General features: G+C 45.7%; 13 protein-coding genes and 3 tRNA genes. 5 read left to right on the top strand and 11 right to left on the bottom strand.

The annotated features are described in order from the left end of the window. Positions 1-33 precede the first annotated feature (33 nt). The 4 genes from KD145_RS20290 to KD145_RS20305 all read left to right on the top strand — a co-directional run bounded on the left by KD145_RS20290 (position 34) and on the right by KD145_RS20305 (position 5,242). Complete coding sequence (locus KD145_RS20290) at positions 34-2,460, top strand: TonB-dependent receptor domain-containing protein (protein WP_249219464.1); 2,427 nt, start codon at positions 34-36, stop codon at positions 2,458-2,460. A gap of 367 nt (positions 2,461-2,827) precedes the next feature. Next, positions 2,828-3,676, top strand: a complete 849-nt coding sequence (locus KD145_RS20295; RefSeq protein ID WP_212001187.1) for an AraC family transcriptional regulator — start codon at positions 2,828-2,830, stop codon at positions 3,674-3,676. A 98-nt stretch (positions 3,677-3,774) separates the two neighbouring features. After that, positions 3,775-4,893 carry an epoxide hydrolase family protein gene (locus KD145_RS20300; RefSeq protein WP_212001189.1) on the top strand — a complete coding sequence of 373 codons (1,119 nt, stop codon included), beginning with the start codon at positions 3,775-3,777 and terminating at the stop codon, positions 4,891-4,893. 276 nt (positions 4,894-5,169) lie between these two features. Further along, a tRNA-Gly gene (locus KD145_RS20305) sits at positions 5,170-5,242 on the top strand. A 21-nt stretch (positions 5,243-5,263) separates the two neighbouring features. Here the strand turns inward: KD145_RS20305 and KD145_RS20310 are convergent. The 3 genes from KD145_RS20310 to KD145_RS20320 all read right to left on the bottom strand — a co-directional run bounded on the left by KD145_RS20310 (position 5,264) and on the right by KD145_RS20320 (position 8,142). Next, on the bottom strand, positions 5,264-6,058 hold the full coding sequence (locus tag KD145_RS20310; RefSeq protein WP_212001191.1) for an alpha-ketoglutarate-dependent dioxygenase AlkB: 795 nt from the start codon (positions 6,056-6,058) through the stop codon (positions 5,264-5,266). 20 nt (positions 6,059-6,078) lie between these two features. Then, the gene (locus KD145_RS20315) at positions 6,079-7,311 is read right to left on the bottom strand and encodes a hypothetical protein (protein WP_212001193.1); all 1,233 of its coding nucleotides are present in this window, start codon (positions 7,309-7,311) and stop codon (positions 6,079-6,081) included. A 66-nt stretch (positions 7,312-7,377) separates the two neighbouring features. Further along, a complete protein-coding gene (locus KD145_RS20320; RefSeq protein WP_212001195.1) occupies positions 7,378-8,142 on the bottom strand; it encodes a DUF6438 domain-containing protein in 765 nt (254 codons plus the stop codon). Positions 8,143-8,184: 42 nt separating this feature from the next. Here KD145_RS20320 and pth2 point away from each other — a divergent pair, with 42 nt between their 5' ends. Next, positions 8,185-8,580, top strand: a complete 396-nt coding sequence (gene pth2 / locus KD145_RS20325) for an aminoacyl-tRNA hydrolase (RefSeq protein WP_212001197.1) — start codon at positions 8,185-8,187, stop codon at positions 8,578-8,580. Here the strand turns inward: pth2 and recB are convergent. The 8 genes from recB to KD145_RS20365 form a co-directional block, all read right to left on the bottom strand. Continuing rightward, positions 8,577-11,996 (bottom strand): exodeoxyribonuclease V subunit beta, encoded by a 3,420-nt coding sequence (gene recB / locus KD145_RS20330; protein ID WP_212001199.1) that lies wholly within the window; start codon positions 11,994-11,996, stop codon positions 8,577-8,579. The genes pth2 and recB overlap by 4 nt on opposite strands. A gap of 3 nt (positions 11,997-11,999) precedes the next feature. Beyond that, the gene (recC, locus tag KD145_RS20335) at positions 12,000-15,206 is read right to left on the bottom strand and encodes an exodeoxyribonuclease V subunit gamma (RefSeq protein WP_212001201.1); all 3,207 of its coding nucleotides are present in this window, start codon (positions 15,204-15,206) and stop codon (positions 12,000-12,002) included. 2 nt (positions 15,207-15,208) lie between these two features. Then, a complete protein-coding gene (recD, locus tag KD145_RS20340; protein ID WP_249219465.1) occupies positions 15,209-17,038 on the bottom strand; it encodes an exodeoxyribonuclease V subunit alpha in 1,830 nt (609 codons plus the stop codon). 98 nt (positions 17,039-17,136) lie between these two features. Beyond that, complete coding sequence (locus tag KD145_RS20345) at positions 17,137-17,343, bottom strand: YwbE family protein (RefSeq protein ID WP_113615906.1); 207 nt, start codon at positions 17,341-17,343, stop codon at positions 17,137-17,139. 55 nt (positions 17,344-17,398) lie between these two features. Further along, complete coding sequence (locus KD145_RS20350; protein WP_212001202.1) at positions 17,399-18,493, bottom strand: slipin family protein; 1,095 nt, start codon at positions 18,491-18,493, stop codon at positions 17,399-17,401. A gap of 522 nt (positions 18,494-19,015) precedes the next feature. Then, a tRNA-Tyr gene (locus tag KD145_RS20355) sits at positions 19,016-19,102 on the bottom strand. 3 nt (positions 19,103-19,105) lie between these two features. Continuing rightward, positions 19,106-19,173, bottom strand: a tRNA-His gene (locus KD145_RS20360). A gap of 522 nt (positions 19,174-19,695) precedes the next feature. After that, positions 19,696-19,965, bottom strand: a complete 270-nt coding sequence (locus tag KD145_RS20365) for a hypothetical protein (protein WP_212001204.1) — start codon at positions 19,963-19,965, stop codon at positions 19,696-19,698. Positions 19,966-20,072: the final 107 nt, after the last annotated feature.

Raw genomic sequence — 20,072 nt, forward strand, 5'->3', positions numbered from 1 at the left:
TTGTGGCATCATTTATTTTCAACAGAATATATTATGCCGAAGAGAATGACTAATTACCTGATACGGATAGCTGTGGCACTGATAACCTTTCCGGGCGTACTGTTCGCCCAGGATAAAAAAGTAGTAGTGTCCGGAATTATCAAAGAAGGAAAGAATAAAACCGTGTTGGCTTTTGTAAATGTGACTTTAAAACATGCGAAAGACAGTACCCTGGCGGCTGGCACCATTACAGGCGAAGATGGCCGCTTTTCTTTGTCTGCCGTGGGGCGTGGCAATTATTTCCTGGAAACCACCTACCTGGGCTACGAAATGAAACAACTCCCGGTACAGGTGGGATCGCTCAGTACCTTTCTGGACCTGGGTTCCATAGAACTGAAGGAAAACACCCGCACCCTTAATGAAGTGGAAGTGACAGCTCAACAAGCTGGTATTGACACTAAGATGGATAAAAAGACGTTTTCGCTGGAAAACAATATGAGCCAGCAAGGTGGTTCTGTATTGCAGGCGATGAAAAATCTGCCGGGCATCACTACCAGCCAGGATGGTAAAGTGCAGCTGCGCGGCAGTGACCGGGTGACCATCCTCATCGATGGCAAACAAACAGCCCTCACCGGTTTCGGCAATCAGTCAGGCCTGGACAATATCCCGGCTTCCGCTATCGAACGGATAGAGATTATCAACAACCCTTCCGCCAGATACGATGCTAACGGTAACGCCGGTATCATCAACATCATCTACAAGAAAAACAAACAGGAAGGCTTTAACGGTAAAATAGGTCTCACCACCGGCCTGGGCGCATTGTGGCAGAAAGAAGAAAACCTGCCCGGCATAAGGCCTCAGTACCAGGCCACTCCTAAAATTAACCCTTCCCTATCGCTCAACTACCGGAAGAATAAGATCAATGCTTTCTTACAGGGCGACTGGTTATACATGAAGACCCTGAATAAAAACGAGTTTGCAGAACGTATATACGATAATGGTGACACCGTGCGGCAACAGGTAAAACGCAATCGCCGCACTTATGACGGCTCTGTAAAAACAGGCATCGATTGGAATATCGATGATCGTAATACCCTCACTGTGTCCGGGCTATACAGCCGTGAGCGTGTGCTCGATGATGGTGATATCCCTTACTTCAACGGTAAATTAACTGAAAGAAGAAGGTTATGGCAATTTCATGAAGATGAGGTGAATTCTGCTTTCACAGCCATGGCGGATTATCAGCATAAATTCCGGCAGCCGGGTCACCTGCTGAACATCAATTTCAACTATACTTTCCACCGGGAAGATGAAAAATATTTTCTGACCGATAACCGGGCTACCTACATCGGGAAAGACACCTTTATGCTGATCGCCGATGAACACGTGGCTGATCTGAATGTAGACTACGTGCGGCCGTTGCGCCATGGCCGTTTGGAAAGTGGACTTAAGCTCCGCAGAAGGGTGATACCCACCAATATGCGCTTCTTCCCCGGAAAGCAGTCTCCCCTCGATAAAGGTGCCGCCGGATGGGCAGATTATGCCGAAACCATTCCAGCTATTTATGGCAATTATGTATATGAAAACAATCGTATTGAGGCCGAAGCCGGCATACGTATGGAGTATGTACGCCTGAACTACACCGTCAATCCCGATCACAATACCTATAAAAGTGACGGCTACAACTATGTACAGCCTTTTCCTAATGTACGTCTGGCTTATAAGCTGAATGAGGCCAACAAAATCTCTTTCTTCTACAACAGAAGAGTAGACCGGCCGGATGAAGGTGATATCCGTATTTTCCCCAAATATGATGAACCGGAAATTCTGAAAGTGGGTAACCCTGCGCTGCGGCCGCAGTTCACCAATACGTTTGAACTGGGTTACAAAACCAGCTGGCGTACCGGTAGCTTCTATTCGGCGCTGTACCATCGTATCACCGATGGAACCATCACCCGTATCGGCACGCTGGCACCGGGAAGTGATATTATCTACAATATCTACCAGAATGCAGGCCGTAGCTATAATTCCGGTATAGAGGCCGTACTGAATAAAGAGGTGACAGCCTGGTTTTCGTTGAATGCTAACGTGAACGTATATCGCAATATCATTGATGCCTTTACCGTGGAAAACAAATATCCGGTACCTACCTTCTATACTGCTGCCAAACAACAGCTGACTTCCGGCAATGCCAAACTGAATGGACTGTTTCATCTGCCGGCTAAAACAGAACTACAGGTAACCGGTATTTATCTGGCTAAGGATATCATTCCGCAGGGAGAAATCGGTTCCCGCTTCTCTGTGGACCTGGGAGCTAAGAAGCTGATCCAGCAAGGGAAAGGTGAACTGTTTGTGAATGCCAGTGATATCTTTAATACGCTGCGTATCAAACGGCACGTGAGGGGAGATGGCTTTTCGGTAGTGAGTACAGACTATTACGAAACACAGGTTTTCCGACTGGGATATAGCTATAAATTCTGATGACGAGGGTGTCTCAAAAGTAAATTTGAGGCACCCTTTTTCTTTTTCAGTTTTTGAGGATGCACATACGAAGTGCATAAATAAATCCAGTCAGGCTAAATCTATGGATTTGGTTTTGAGGTAAATAATGCATGGCAAGAGGAAAAAGTTTATCTGTAGTTTTTAAGGCCGTCCATCAAAATCAGATCTTGGTGTTAAGGTTATAAGTTTGTAGAAGTTCCTCTTGATCTTCCCGGGTTTCTTGTTTAGCCAAATTGTCAAGAGTCTTTACAGAACTGGCTGAGCTCCACTGGGGCGATTAACGGGCTTTCAATATTTTCCAATTGACAGCAAGAAATTTTATACCTTGCTAGTCACTGATCCGATCATGAAAGTACACCGGCACATTCCAACCTATCCGCTCTCAGGCTTCATTCAGCACATTGTTTACGTTAGCGGATCATTATCAACACCTTACATCAAAGAGCTTCCGGAAGGCGGAATAAATCTCGTGATCGAACTGAATGAAAATACCCTGAATACAGTTTATCCCGAAATAAACACCGGTTGCAAAAAAGAGGTTAAGAATGCCTGGATCTCGGGGATGCAGAAACAGGCGATCCTTTACAAAAACAATCCCAATTCTACTATCATCAGTATCCGTTTTACGGTGGGTGGCTTTTTTTCGCTTACGAAGATACCTATTACCGTATTGGACAATGCGGGTGTTGAGGCCGAAGCTGTTTTTGGGAGTTCCTTCATGCGATTGTATGAAAAACTACTCAATGCCACCGCCCTGGCAGACAGGTTCGCATTGATCGAAAACTACTTTTTACAATATTCGGTTGAAGAGAACATGGGATACCATATCGTGAGATTTATAAACCAGCATATCGACAAACCCATCGACTGGTTAATACAGAAATCCGGCTATTCTCAAAAGCACGTCATTCACCTGCTTAAAACATATACGGGCTTTTCACCAAAATACCTGCAAAGAGTTCATCGGCTACAGCAGGTGATTACTGAAATCCAAAAAAATAAGACCCATATCGACTGGTTCTCCATCATCCACCGGTACGGTTATTTTGACCAGGCCCATCTCATAAAAGATTTTGCCTATTTTACAGGGTTAAAGCCAATGGAGTATCTGAGATCTCAATTAGTCTTGGATGAAAATGAGCTGGTGCCTGAAATGATCCTGCAATTTCCCAATGATAATCCGGATGCAAAGTAAACCTCGACTTACTGACAAGTATCCCTGGTAAATTTTTTACAATGACAGGAGGAGCCTGCTGACTATTTTTGTACCGAACAAAATAAATACAACAGTTTATGAACCCTTTTAGCATTAATGTACCGCAAGAGACACTTAACGATCTATCAGCAAGACTAAAACAAACTAGGTGGACGGATGAACCTGAAAATGCCGGGTGGAATTATGGCACCAATCCGGGGTATTTGCGGGAACTGGTGCACTATTGGCAGACAGAGTACGATTGGAGAACCCACGAAGCAGAGATCAACCAGTTTCCCCAATACAAGACCGAAATAGACGGCATTGCCATTCATTTCATTTATGTAAAAGGCCAGGGAAAAAATACCTCGCCGCTGATCCTGAGCCATGGATGGCCAGACTCGTTCTATCGCTTTCTCCCGATTATTCCAATGCTGACCGATCCAACTGAAGGCGGGCGTTCTTATGACCTCGTGATCCCTTCCATACCCGGGTTTGGATTCTCCCAACAAACGGCCCTGAATAGCGATAGGACGGCAGCCCTGTTCAACAAACTCATGACAGAAGTACTGGGATATTCCACCTACTTTGCCGCAGGCGGTGATATGGGTACTTTGATCACGAAGTCGCTGGCAGTGCAGTTCCCAGGCAATGTAAAGGCTATTCATTTAACGGATGTAGGTTATCCCAACGGCAGTGAGGACTGGGGAACGATGACACCCGCCGAACAGGCGTTTGGGCAACAAATACAACATTGGTTCTTTACGGAAGGCGCGTTTAATATGATCCAGTCAACTAAGCCACAAACCCTGGGTTATGGGCTCAACGACAGCCCCGTGGGACTGGCCTCCTGGATCATCGAAAAATTCCATGCCTGGAGTGACAATGACGGAAATCTCGAAAATTGCCTTAGCATGGACACACTGATCACAAACATTATGATCTACTGGATAAGCCAATCCATTAATTCATCCATCAGAACATATGCCGAGAATGCTCGCGCCGGTTATATGGGGGGGCTGCAATCCTCCCAACGGGTAGAGGTACCAACGGGGGTGTCGCTGTTTCCCAAGGAAGCCCAATTCCCTAAAGAATGGGCGGAAAGGATGGCCAATGTTGTAAGCTTCAATATACTGGGCAAAGGAGGTCATTTTGCAGCGATGGAACAGCCTGAGATCTATTCCAGGGAGCTTGCCGGATTCTTTGGGAAAATGTGATCGCATTTCTGCGCTGAGCCTGTTTCTCCGACTGGCATAAGTGTTATCACCGACTGTCAAAGATAACACCGCCGGCGGGCCGAATCTCCGCAAGTCTTCATTACTGGAGGGTGTCTCAAAAGTAAATTTGAGGCACCCTTTTTCTTTTTCAGTTTTTGAGGATGCACATACGAAGTGCATAAATAAATCCAGTCAGGCTAAATCTAAGGGTCCCAGAATTACTTCTGAGACGGCCCCGTTTTTATGGGTATTTTTTTTATCTTTAGAGAGATACCTGCGGAAGTAGCTCACCTGGTAGAGCGACAGCTTCCCAAGCTGTAGGTAGCGGGTTCGAGTCCCGTCTTCCGCTCTGATAGAGCGCCTGAACCAATCAACTGTGCTTTGGTTTCATGGTATCTCCTGCATTCACAGTATATATTAGATCCGGATAAACGAAATTCAGATTTCGGTTCTCTTCCCCTCTCAGCTTGTAAAACGCTGTTTCCTGTTCCTTATTCGCTAATTCCAATAATTTCCCATTGGCAAAACGAGGTAAATCATCCTCAAATTGAATATATGTTTTTGATGTCCGGAATGTAATGCCTAGCCATTTATTGTCTGGTACCAATGGTTTTGGAGCAGCATCCAGGACAATTTTATGCAGGAACTTTGTGTTGGTGGATAATGAAAACAGTATGACCGAATTATGTGTTAATGAATACTCCTGCTCTTCTTCGCTTACTTTATCTTTTATCTTTAGTTTCCTAATGTGCTGCGCTGAAAGTTCTTCCGGGTTTTCATAACAGGAAAAAAGTCCTATGTATGAATCATTATCCAAATCCAGATTTTGGTCTGAATGATAATTCATTTTGGAATAACTGGCATCATAGACTTCTATTAAGGCATTATTAAAATGCAGCGCAGGTATGTCTTCCAGATTACTCTTTCTAACAGAATCATTGATGCACTCAACAAGCATGTTATGAATGGCAGAAAAATCATGGGCGGGTATATTGTATCTTGTAGTAGTTCTCACTATCGGGATACGATTGCCGTCCATCTTTACCAGGTGATTGCCGATTCTGCCTTTAGCAACAGGTGCAAAGTCTGTTGCGCTCAGTAATTCATTGAATAAATTGGTTTCTAAATCAAGCGTAATTTTGTTAAACTCAGAACTGATCATCATCTCTTTGCCACGGGTTTACGTTAAAATATTGGTTTTTCATAGTCACCTGAATTCATGCTGAAATGAATTTTTCCGTATTTGATAACCTGCTCTGATTTGTTTTCTTCTTTGTAAAAACTTCTTAAATCCTCCTGTGTTTCCGGAGTCATTTTCTCCAGTTTAATGAAGTTGTTATTTTCTCTGATGTAAGTTTGATTATTCACATGCTGAGCTTCCAGATTGGAACAACGAACTACATAGCCCAATCTTGTTGGAATGCTGTCAGCATTCAGCATAGATGGTCTGATTTCATGTGTGTATAATCTATTGGTAGAAAGTGGAATCATGAATACAGAATTAGGATATAAAGTAACACTGAATTCTTTTTCCAATGAATCATCATTAACGGTGCTTTTTAATTTGAAGTGAAGCTTTGTTAAACCACTCACTTCTTTATAACACCTGTCATATCTGTCTGTGGAGGATGGTTTCAGATGCTTGATGTCAACGTTGTCATAAAAAGTACAAAAGACAATAAGCCCATCCTGTGGCATATCCTTGGTTTTGTCAGAATGTGCTTTAATTCTTGATTTCACTTCCTTATCAGTGCCTTCTGTTCTCATTCTGTTTTCATATATCTGTGCCAATACATGATTCAGGTCCGTTTTATACTCAAAAACATATTTGACAGCCTCATTCAACGAATCGATGATTTTGTGATCAGTGGCGCGGAAATTATCAGTAGGACCGGTTAAGTTACTTGAACATCTCAAAAGGCGATAGTGCAGAACCTCGCTCCCATCTTCATTTTCGGCTTTCGTTACTTTAGTTAGGTATATTCCTTTCCTGAATGCTTTGGATGGTTTGTTTGACTCCGTTAATTCCTGAAATTCATGCTCTGATTTGATCTTATCAAAGTAATCGTTATCAGTAAATAGTTTTCTAAAATATACACCCGCATTACTAACGACAATAGGAACTTCGCCAAGTGTTATAATGTGAATATTGTTTTTATTATAATTTTCGTAATTGCAGGAGAGTTCTTTTATAATGTATAAAGGTCCAAACTCATCTTTGATGCTGGTGATATCGCCGCATACGTAGATTCTTTTATCGCTTGGGTTAGCCTGAATTTCAGCGAAACTGTTTATTACCTTCCCACAAAACTTATTGATTAAGTCCTGCGTTTCTGAATTTATGGTTCCATCTTCTTGTAAAACAACAAGCACATTTCTTTCCTTAGAGATTTTATTCTCAATTTTTGATGTATTCATAGGTATAAAGTGTATTTAAATTTTCACATGATATGCTAACGCATCAGACCCTTTATGGATAGGGACTTACAATCTCCTGAAGGATGTTCTTTCCAGCTTTGTTGTTGCCGATATCTTTAATAAAAGCTGTTTCAGTTTATCTGCGACCATAGGAAAGTGCCAGCATTCAATAAACATCATCTTGTTATTGTACCATATTTGCAATGAAAGCCTCTTGTCATCAAATACCTCTTGTTCCCAGGCTTTTAAGTGGTCCAGTTCAGATATGCTGAGAAGATACAACAGCTGCTGATAGGTAGAATCTGGTAAAATATCTGTATAACTCCCATCCTTTATGACATACATCGAGCCTCTGAATTTCACTTGTTTCTTTTGATCTATCTGTATTTCCATCGCGGGGCTAGACGAATAGGAAGAGGTGGATTTAAAAATAAGGCTATCAAAATGAAGGTCCTTTTTAACTGTCAGCGCCTGATCTTTGTAATAGAGTATAGGCTGTCCTCTTAACTTTTTATTAGCCAAATCGTTAATGGGAATAAGAATCAGGCTGTCCCTGGTGAGCCGCTTGATCAGGAAATCCGCATTACCTCTGATGCGATTCCGTTCGCCAAAATATTCAGCATTATTAAATCTGATTGTATCGCCAGATAGCACATAAGTTCCATGCTGAGGCCACTGGCTATAAAAATCCATCGAATATCTTTTCTGATCGAAATTCAAATAGGCCAGCTCCGGCCCTACCCATGCTTTACGAAGAAGTGTTGTATCTGACTGCGCATGCAGGGAGAGGGCAAAAAGAAGTAGGGCAAAGGTCAGGGATAGTATCCTCATATAGGTTACATTTATGGTAATTTAAGAAAAAGGAGCAATACCATGTCATCGAGAATTGTAAAGCAGGTAATTATAATGCGGAAAGACCTGAATATGAGAAAAGGTAAAATGATTGCGCAGGGTGCCCATGCTTCCATCGCGTTTCTTACCCGTCATGCTACCATAGAGGGAAATACATTGCAAACGAATATCCGTAATCCGGAAGAAGTACAGGAATGGATGACCAAAGGATTTACCAAGATATGCTTGTCTGTGGATTCTGAAGAAGAGCTGGACCGTGTATACCAGCAGGCCCTGGAAGACGGGCTGAATGCCACGCTGATAACGGATTCCGGACTCACAGAATTCGGAGGGGTACCTACCAAAACCTGCTGCGCCATTGGACCTAATCTGAATACAGATATTGATAAAATCACGAAAGACCTGAAGCTGCTTTAATAGCGGTGACTTTTGGCGGTGAGCATATCTTCCAGGATGCTAATCTTTTCCAGATCGGGTCTGGCAGTGAAAATACCCTGGTTGCCATTATTACGGATTCCACGTACAAAGCAGTAGATGATACCACCGAAATGTTTTTGATAGTTAAAACCCGGCAATCTGCTTTCCAGGTATTTTTTTACTGCCACGGTATATATCAGGTATTGCAGATGGTAGTTGTTTTCATTCATAGCAGCCGCTAATGCCGATGGGGTATAGTCTTCCACAATGCCACCCAGGTAGTTGGATTTCCAGTCGAGGATATAGTACCGGTGGTTATGTTCAAAGAACAGGTCAATTTTCCCGTTCATAATACCTTCCAGCTCATGATTTCTATCTTCAGAAAAACGTTTAACCGTTACTGTTAGTTCATCATCCGAAAGAGCGTTGAGCATATTGGCTCTGAAAACGGGCACCGGGAAATCGAATTCCAGTTCGGCCATCCGTTTGTATTTGCCTACAGAAGCCAACTGGAAGCGGTTTTTACCAATCTGGATATTGGCATGCATCACATGTTGTAAAAGCTGCTGCAGCATGGGCAAGTATATTTCTCCTTGTCCGGGAACAAAGCGGGCTACCGCTTCATTGATCCAGTATTCCCACTGACCGTCATCGGCGAAGTTGATGTTTTCGAAGATGAAGTGCAGTAGGTTCCCTGTTTTAGCACCTTTCCGCAGGGTGTGGAAAATGAAGTTATCGTATTCGCTTTCCTGTTGGGCGGAACGCATACGGGGCTTCTGTTCGGGTTTGGCGGCCAGCATGGTATAACTCATCTTACGCCAGTTCTCTTCCCGGAGATAAAAGGATACCGGTGTTGGCGTTGTATTCCGGACCGTTGCCAGCTTGCTTTTGCGGTAACGTTGCTCCGGCTCTGCCGGTAAAGCATCTACTACTTCAATCAGCGAAGGATCGGGAGGATTCAGCAACAAGGCGCTGGTGAATTTCGCAAAGGAGGATTCAGCAGCCAGCTTGCTGTTATTTTTAAAGAGATAACATTTGTACACAGCTCTGGTGATGGACACATAAATCAGGCGGCGGTCTTCCTGTACCTGCTGTTTTTGCTGGGCGGCTTTCTGTTCAGGGCTGATACGGGCAGCTTCTGCATTGATATAATCACCGGTGTCCGGGTCTCTGAAGGCGATAAAAGCAGCATCACTATTCCTGAAATCCAGATATGGCACCAGTACGATCCGGTAGTCCAGCCCTTTACTTTTGTGAATAGTGACGATATTCACCGCTTCTTCATCACTTTCCACCCGTTGGGTGTACTCATCACCTTCTACGAGCATGCCGTCTATACCGCGTTTGAGCCAGGAGATCAGGTCGCGCATAGACAGGTTTTTTCGGTTCTGCACCTGATGTACCAGTTCTGTCAACTGATAGAGGTTGGTAATGGCCCGTTCTCCGTTTTTGGAATGATCGCTCAGCAGGATGTTGCGCACGCCGAAGTCGGCAATGAACGTCATGAGCGCTGTATAGGCTCCGTTTTCCTGCCACAGGTTGCGGTAGTTGCCAAAGCGGGTGAGGGCTATCTCATCGTCCAGATTGAGAATATCCTGTACACTAAAGCCGGTAAAAGGAGACAACAGCGCCCGGTTGATGGTAGACCTTTCCGGTGTTTCCATCGCTTCCAGGAGATACAGCACCTCCAGGGCTTCGGCCGTATTTAATACTTTGGTATCATCTATCGTCACCGCCGGAATACCCAGATGGGCCAGCTTTTGCTTGATATCTTTACCTTCTTTTCCGGTACGTACAAGGATACCAATATCGGAAGGGGTGATCGTCTGGGCTTTATCTTTCACAATCCGGTAGGCCGGATCGAGCAACAGCTGCGCTACCTGCGCGGCGACTGCACTGGCAATTTCATCTTTGTTTTTACAGTTGTAGATGGTGATGGGCACTTCTTTATCTTCTGCTCTGTATAGAAAGCCTTTGCTGCTTTCTTCGGGCGCCATCACATCAATATACCGGATGCTGTCTTTTTCGCCGTCAAACTCGAAGGTGTCGAAATCTTCGGTGGGCTTGAAAAAGCGGTTCATAGCAGCAATCAGGTTCTCTGATGAACGATAGTTATGGTTCATATCATAGAGACGCTGAACGCTGTTGCGGGCATCGAAGTAGGTGAAAATATCAGCTTTACGCCAGGCGTAGATACTTTGTTTGGGATCACCGATATAAAACAGGATGGTGTTTTCGCCGAAAGCATGACTGAAAATTTCATACTGTTGACGGTCAGTATCCTGGAACTCATCTACAAACACGGCTTTGTATTTGTTTTGCAGCGATGCTATGAGGCCGGGATTGTCTTTTTGTACCAGTGCCAGATTAAGATGACTGATCAGGTCATCATAACTCAGCATATTACTGCGTTCCTTATGAGAGCGCACGCCGGTGATCACTTCCTGTATCGCGAGGCAGTTGAGTTGCCGGCGCAGCGATTGTTTATGCTGGGTGACGGTTTCGTCGAAAACGTCTATTGTTTCCCATTGCTCCAGGATGTCCGGAAATAATTCGCGGATATAGGCAGATTTTTTTCTTTCCCGGATGATAGCCGCAAATTCCGCGGGTTTATCAATCAGGGGAAGAATGCCTTTTCTCGCATTGGCATTGGTATTACAGGTGAAAGCCAGGTCCTCCCTGTTGTTGATGATATGCTGATGCAGGGCCCCTTCTGCTGAAGTTTGCTGCTGCCGGAGGGAGAACAGTTCTTCCAGCCAGCTGCTTTGCTGGGCAGCGGTAATGCGGTAATCTTCTTTTGCGTTGAAGCCCAGGTATTTTTTCCCGCTGAGATGTTCCTGCAATACCTGCTGGATATCAGTGCGCATGTTTTCGTACCACAGTGACTGCAGCAGAATAGGTTGCAGCGTGGTAACATGTTTGCGCCAGAACTTATTGAGTTCGCCTTCGATGATGGGGGTGGTATCCGGCACCATTTCGGCGCCAAACAGCTGATCTGTTTCGAAGGCAAATTCATTCAGCGTTTGCTGACAGAAGCTATGGATGGTAAGAACAGATGTTTCATCGAGTAGCAATACGGCGTCACGCAGGCGGTGGTTGACTTCCACAGCTCCCCACTGGTCCACGGCATTCAGTACCAGGTTCACGATGGTATCATCGTCAACCGGATTGCCAAAGCTGACAGTGTAAGCTTTGCGGATAAACAGCCGGATACGGTCTTCCAGTTCGGCCACAGCGGCTTTGGTAAAGGTCACCATCAGGATGTCCTTTACAGACAGCTGCTGCTCCAATATCAGCCGCAGCACCAGGATAGCGATGGAATACGTCTTCCCTGTGCCGGCACTGGCTTCTATCAGATTGCTCCCTTCCAGCGGTACATCGGTTGCTACAAAATGTTGATATCTGTTATCCGTCATTGTTTAGTCGTAATAGTCAGGAAAAATTTCGGCCAACGGAACAATCAGCAGTTCACAAGCACGCTTGTAAGCTGCCAGCACATGCTCTTCTTCGAAAAATCCTTTTTCATATTCCTGCATGATATAATTATCATTACATGGGTATTGATAATTATTCAGTTTGTTTTCTACCAGCTTGGCGAATTTATCAACGTCCAGCTCTTTCAGATCGGCGGGCTTGCTGCCAAAGTCAGGATAGAAGGGGAAGATCCGGTTAAAGCCGGATTTATAAATGGTCAGCAGTTCACGTAAACGGCTATACGCCAATTCCTTTGACAGGCGTGCAGCGGTAAATACAGCCTCTTTCCTGGCTCCGGAGATAAACTGCATTCCTTTGACAGCCCCGGAGGCAATACCAGCCAGATAACGGACATAAGCTTCCACCAGATACTTGGTTTCACTTTTGGACCAGGAAATCTGTAACAGCTGATCATGGTAGATGCTGTTGATATGACCTTTCAGGAGTGTGCCGTCTATTGTTGTTTCAAAGGAAGCTCTTTGTTCGGTGGTGCCCTGTGTACAGGCTTCGTACAGCGTACGCACAGGATGTACCCCCTCCTCTACCTGTTGTATGGCCACAAAGGCCATATTGCTCAACGGTAGCTGCCCTTTTTTAACAAGCGTCTTCTGCAGGATGCGGGTATCCCCTTCCCCTACCGGCAACAGCTGATTTTTAATACTCCATTTCTGCAGGTTGTTCAGGCTGAAAAGCTCTGTTTCACTCAGCAGAATCTGTTCATCGTTATAATAGATGCCCAGCACTTTGTTGTAATAAGCCTTGAATGGATTTTTGAAGAAGCTGACCAGCTCTTCCAGGCTTACTTCATCGAAGGTGAGCGGATCGACTTTTTTCTGTGGGTTGATGACTTCTTTTGCGGAAACCGTATAGGCGTTGAGGTAACTATACAGGCGGTCATCGCCCATGCTGTATTTGCGGCTGAAGCCCTGCAACGGCTGCTGCGTAATCAGCAGCTCCCGTACTTTCTCCGCTCCGTCTTCAACACCGGAAACGATGTAATCCACCAGTTCATCTACTAGGGCCGATGGTGGCAAAAGACTGTTGTCTTTGGCATTACGGCCGGCATAGCTGATGTATAAATATTGCTGGGCAGACAGCACCGTTTCCAGGAAAAGATGTTTATCGTTTTCCTTTACATTACGATCGCCGCGCTGCCATTGCTTTTCCATGAGATTGAAGCTGGACTTGATCTCCCGGCGGGGGAACTTGTCGAAGTTGAGACCCATGAGTGCTACCACCTTAAATGGAATACTACGCATAGGGATCAACGAACAGAAGGTAATACCTCCGTTGACGAAGAGGCCGGCCCTGGTGGTGCCGGTGAGAGCCTGCAACAGGCTGTGGCTGAATACTTCGAAGGCCACCGGTTGCTGCATATATTCATTCAGGGCGTTGTAATCTGTCAACTGTTTGATGAGGGTGTTGTGGTCTTCATCTACTTCTTCCTGTTGTTCAAACACCAGGTTGTGCACGATCTGTTCTGCATACTTCACCCAGTCGGAGATGGTACGCAGTTTCCGCCGATCTTCGATAGAGGCCATCAGCACTTCTGCGAAATGGCAGAACCGGATTGTTTCATGGGCATCGCTGCCTTCCTGCATGTCCAGCGGGAAAAAGCTATCATCACCATAACCATATTCTTCTTCCCCACTCATACAAATACCATACATGATACGCTGTATCCCATAGCGCCAGCTTACGAAGTGGGTTTCCTCCATTTTGCTGCCTTCTATGCCAAAGCGGATATTGGCCGCTTCTACCACATTCCTGATGCGTACAGGATCGTTTAGTCCAAAACGGTTACGGATATATGAAAAATCCAGCAGCTGCATCACTGTTTCGGCAGTGAAGTTTTCTTCGTTGATGGTCAGCAGCGCATACAGCGCGTTGAAGAGGTTGTCGTTATCGGTATAACTTTCATCCGCGATGGTATAGCGGAATTTATGCGGTGCGTTGTTGAACACCGCTTTGATATAAGGTGCATAAGCATCGATATCACTCACCATCACTACAATGTCTCGGGGGGAGAGGGATTCCTGCCGCTGGTCTACCAGGTGTACGAGGTAGTTGTACAGCACTTCTACTTCCCGGGCGATGGTATAGCAGGAGTTGATCGTGACAGTGCCGTCCTGCACATCTTCCAGGGTAAGCGGGTGCCTGTTGGTAGTGGCGGCAGAGAAGATATCGTGCTGGATCTTATGCAGCAGTGTATCGGCGATCGGCTCTTCGATGCCTATTTCTTCGTAGGCGTTGATAAAAGCCTCGTATTGAAAAAACAGCCCGAAGGTGTTCTGTATCACGCGGCCCCAGCCGGTGAGCAGTGGATTGCCGACGTTCATCGGATCAGTGGATTTTTGTTCTTCCAATCCTTTCAGCCGCCAGCGTGCCAGTTGTTTTTCGCTTTTGTCATCAAACCAATACACCACGGGTGCTGGGTTGATGATATGAAAATGAATGTCTATGTAAGAAGATAGTTCGTGTAAGATCTTTACGTGATAAGCCGTGATGATAGAGAGGCCAAAGAGATGCACAGCCGGCATCTTGTTGGATAACCCCGCGTGTGGCCCTTTGTAGAAAAGGGTTTCGAGGATATAATTGCCCACCAGGGTTTTATCGGGTAAAGCGTTGCCAGAGAGGGCTTTTACTTTGGCCCATAACCAGGCTTGCCAGTCGTCATCCTTGAGCAGGGCCGGATTGGCCTGGCTCCACTCCCGGATCATCTCCGGACGGTATACCTGGTACTGGTCGAGTAAGTCGGCTACTTTTTCGGCCAGTCCCATACGTTTTAATTCACTCTCTCCTTCTCCTTCGTTAAAGTAGGCGGCTACTTCGGGATATTTCTCCGCAAACTCGGGTTCTCCCAGGAGCTTAAACAGCAGCCAGCTGAGGTTTTGCGGAGAGAGTACCTGTGTAAAAGGGCCTCCCAGCAAAAGGTAAAGATGAAAGAGCAGGTCGTTGGGTTTCATAAACCGGCAGTTGGCCGCAATGCCCATTTTATAGGCCAGTTGCAGCTTTAACCAGTTGTTCATCCCCTCCGTCTGAGTGATGATATAATGAGGTTGAAACACACCATTGCCCGCCGCCTTCAGATCGTCTGAAAGGCTGGCAGCGAGACTGTTGAGTGAATTTGAAACCTTTAGATATATAGCCATTGTTAATTTCCTGTTTGGTCATTGCCAGCCTGGGCAATGAATCTGGCCGCAATGCCGGAAGCCCTGGCCACAAAACGTTCTGCAGCTGCCAGGATTACTTCTGCGGAGCCTTGCACATATACTTTGTTACGGGCGCGGCTGACAGCGGTATACAACAGCTCCCGCGTCAGGATGGGTACATCTGCTGCGTCCGGCAATATCACCAGCACCTTCCCGAACTCGGAGCCCTGGCTTTTGTGGATGGTCATGGCGAAAGCTGTTTCCGCCAGTGTCAGATAACCGGGCAGTACACCTTTCAACTCTCCGTTGCTGTCTTCAAACCAGGCCATCAGCACCCCGTTTTCATCGGGCCGGATAATGCCGGTGTCCCCGTTGAACAGCCCGTGCTCATAATAGTTACGGGTAAGGATGATGGGCCGGTTTTCGTAGAATTCAGCATTGACCCTGATTTTGCCGTTATCATGCAGGTATCTTTCGATATCCCGGTTGATGGCGTAGAGGCCTTGAGCACCTTCACGGATGGCCACGAGTACACGCTGATCGTTGAGTTTGCGAAGGGCGGTGCGGGTATCCGTTTCGTTGATAAAAGATTCATATCCGGCGATAAAATCTTCAAACAGTGCTGCCGAATTAGTCTGATCGATCACTACCTGACTGTCGGCACCGGCCGGAAAGAAGCTCCGGATGGCCGGCTGATTGTTTTGTATGACCGCTTTACTGAATTTACCGATACCGGTATGGCCGGTGAAACGGTGACTGCGCCGCAGCTCCACGAGGTGTTGGAACAGCGGGTGTGTGGAATGTTGTTCTTCCTGTGCTGATGAAATTTTACGGCTGTCGTCGGTAATGAACCCGTTGATGAGCTGTAATCTTTCTCCGGAGAATGTATTTAGTTTCTCCTGCGCCTGGCAGAGGTCGCCGAAAAGGCTTCCTGCTTCTACAGAGGCCAGCTGGTCTTTATCTCCGAGCAGTATCAGGCGTGTCTGCGGATGAATGGCATCCAGCAGTTTGGCGAACAGGGCCACGTCTATCATGGAACACTCATCGATGATGACTACATCATAGGTGAGCGGATTTTTTTTGTTGTACCGGAAGTACGGACTGTTTTTGATGGATTTGAGCAGCCGGTGTATAGTGGAAGGGCTCAGTTCCTGGAATCGGGCCGCGATGTCGGGGCTTACCGGGATGGTGGTGTTACGCAGACTTTCAGCCATCCTGGCGGCGGCTTTACCGGTAGGTGCAGCCAAGGCTACTTTCAGGGCGGGATCGGTGGCATACAGGATGGCCAGCAATTTGGCCACAGTAGTGGTTTTACCGGTACCGGGCCCGCCGGTGATGATGGTGAAGTTGTTGAGTACTCCGGTGATGGCTGCAGCCAGCTGCCAGTCGGCCGGATCGTCGCCTTCGCGAAGCTGACCGGTGGTGGCAAACAATTGCTTTACCAGTTCCTGCTGTTGTCTGAGGAGGGCAATCCTATCGGACTGCAGTGCTTTTTCTGCAGTAAAAAAATCGTTGATATGTTGCAGGAAGTTGGTTTCGTAGCGGTAGTACCGTTGCAGGTACAGTCTGTTTTGAAACAGTACAAAAGGCTGGGAATCGTTTCCGTCTTTACCTACCAGCGGGATGGCTGCCAGTGGGGCAGCACCGTTTTCCGCGATCTGATAGAAACCGGGAAGGTTGTCCTGTTCTTCACTGATACTGTCGAGGTCCAGGCAGATATGCCCTTCACTGAGTTTTTTAGACAGCAGGTAAGCATACGGCTTCAGGACCGGTACTTCGAAGTACTCGGCAAACTGCTGGTGAACATCATTGAGGGTAGTTATATTCCGCATGTAATCTGCACTCTTGAAACGTCGTCAAAGTACGACTTTTCTGCGTGATGGTGATGGCATCATCACCTTAGAATTGATGTTTATATGTAGTGAAAATGTCAGTCTTCTTCTGTGACATTGATTTCGTCTACTCTGCCTACCTGTCCGTCTTCCAGCCTTACTTTGATGCCGCGGGAATGGTAGGGTGCCGAGGTGAGGATATCCTGTACAATACCATAGGTACGCTTGCCGGTACGCTGGTCTTTTTTGAGAATGATCGCTACTTCCAGGCCTGGGTATATATCGTTTCGGTTACGTCCGTGCATAGTGTGCAAAAATTAGAAAAGAGTCAACCGCGAAGTTAACTCTTTTCTGAAGAAACTATTTGCTGATGAAGATCTGCCGGAGCTGATCAATCAGCACACCGTTGCCGGAAACGCTGATGTTGTTGATCTTCTCTGCTATTTTCTCCACATATTCCATTTCTTTCAGCTTAAACAGCATGGGATTATCTTCCATCAGTTTGGCTGTATTGAGCAGGCTTCTGGTGCTGGCGGTTTCTTCCCTTCTCATGATGATGTTGGCCTGCGCTTTTTTCTCCGCTACCAGCACCTGGTTCATGATGTCTTTTACATCGCCGGGAAGGATGATATCCCTGATACCGAAGGAGGTAACGGCAGTACCGAGGTCTTCCGCGCCTTTGCTCACTGCATCCAGAATGAATCCGGACAGGGTATCTTTTTTCTCCAGCAATTCATCGAAGCCAAGGCCGGCGATGTATTCCCGCAGTGCCAGCTGAAACAGGACGTACAGTTGTTTTTCGTAGTCTTTGTTTTCCAGTACTGCTTTTTCGATATCATTCACCTTGTACTGCGCCCAGGCGTTGATCCGCAGTGCAGCCTTGTCTTTGGTCAGGATTTCCTGTCCGTTGATCTCCAGCTGCCGCTGTCTGATATCTACCTTGCTGACCGTAATGGAGATATCATTTTTCCACCAGTAATACACACCCTGAGACAGTATCATCTCGTATTTACCATCGATCAGAAGCACGGCCTTTTCGTAGTTTTCCACGGTGATGGTCCTTACGTAAGGCTGCACCAGTTTGTGGTTCAGGGTGGCCCTGTCTATTTTTTCGGTGATGTTTATTTTGCTGGTATCTGCTTTCACGAATTTGTATTCGATCACACTTTTCCAGAAAGTATATCTTCCGGTTGTCAGTACTTGTTTCAGCAAACCATTCTGATACATCAGCACGATTTCTGTTTCTTTTACCTCGATGACCTGCAGGGAATCCGCCAGGGACTTATCCTGCAGGAGGATGTTGAGTTCTACCGGTGCGTTGAAAGGCTGATTGATGTTATACACTTCTACCTGTTCACTGAAGAGCCAGTAGTTTCCTTCGGTAAGCATGCGCTGGTATACGCCTCTTTTGAAGACGAGCCCGATTTCGTACGCATTGATGATTACTCTTTTCATTTTTTGTTTTTTTAGGGGGATGAAAAATTAAAGCCAGCGCTACTGTCCATCCCGTTTTCACGGAAACAGCCTTCAGTTCGTGTATGCGTCTCTGTTAGTGGCGGAAGGAGACTATTGGACACGATTTCAAAAACATTTACAGCTGTTTGCTGGTGTAGACCGGATTGGTTGACCACGCCCTTTTGACGTAGTAATAGGGACATATAACCCTGGCTTCTGGTGCGCTTTTTTGAGAAGGAGCGCGCTTCTGCCTGACCACACAGACTTATCCTTTCCGTAAAAGGTGGGAGTCGAACCCTTATTGTTGTCTATTGCTCTACCCAAATGAGCTACTGTTTTTTAAACAGGGAGGACTCGAACCTCCTACCCATAGATCCTGATTTTGAAGAATACCTCATGCCGCAACAGCATACAACCAGTTACTACCGTTGCACTGCGGGGTTCTCTGAAACCCTCACCTGGTTTGCGTACACGACTATTCCTCTACTTCCCTGGCAGGGAAGTCTCTTTTGGCTAAAAGCCTGGTGTGAGTGGCAGGATTCGAACCTGCTAAGCCCTAAGGCGATGGTTTTACAGACCATTGCGATACACCGTCATCGCAGCACTCACGATTGGGTAAAGGTGGGGAGTCGAACCCTAATCTTCCGAACCACAACCGGACGTTCTACCATTGAACTACCTAAACCGTGAAACTATTGGCCTGACTGAGTTTTAACCAAAAACACATTTGTGGTCAGGCCATTTTGGGGCAACAAAAAAGCCGGTCATTTTACAACGACCGGCTTTAGATATCTTTCACATGATTGCTCATGCAGTTATACACCGGTGTCGTTGAAGTTTATGCGCATGATAATGCTTACCGCCTAGTGGCCGTATGCTAAATTGTATGCGATTTATTGATAAATTCTTCATCATTTTTCCAAAATAAAAAACCCCGCAATCTCTTGCGGGGCTTGTGTTATATCGAATTCGTTTATTCAACTATTCTGTAGCATAACATGCCCCGCAAACGATATAGCCTTTTGAGGCTACGGCGTGTAATTGTGGTATGTGATAAAAATTGCGGTACATGTTTTATGATTTTTTTAACAGTGCAAAGATGGAATAATTTTTTTAATATCTCCAAAATAATTTTTCAATCTTGATAATTTAATTATCTTGAAATGCTTATTGGTGGCTTGTTATATGGCATTTAAATTTTTTTATGTTGTATAACTGTTAGGACTATACGATATTTTATACGCTGCATCGATTAGCGACAATAACTGATTGTACATCAATAATAACTGCGATCTTTCTGCTGCCTCTTCGTAAATAGTATCTTCCGCGGACAAAGATTCCATTAACCAGTTATGCATAATTAGCCTTACCTCACATAACGGCATCAGCATGCAAAAACGATGAAGCGTGAGGTAAGGGTTGGCTTCTTCTGTCGGGGTGAGATGAGTGAAATGGAACATGGAGGGTTGCATAATGTTTGGGGTTTGATATATACTAATATACTATAAATATGTATTGTGGACATATTTATATACAGAAAAATTTTTTGCTTTCATCCGTTTTGCGTATATAGCTAAAA

The sequence above is a fragment of the Chitinophaga sp. HK235 genome (genome assembly GCF_018255755.1).
GTDB lineage: Bacteria > Bacteroidota > Bacteroidia > Chitinophagales > Chitinophagaceae > Chitinophaga.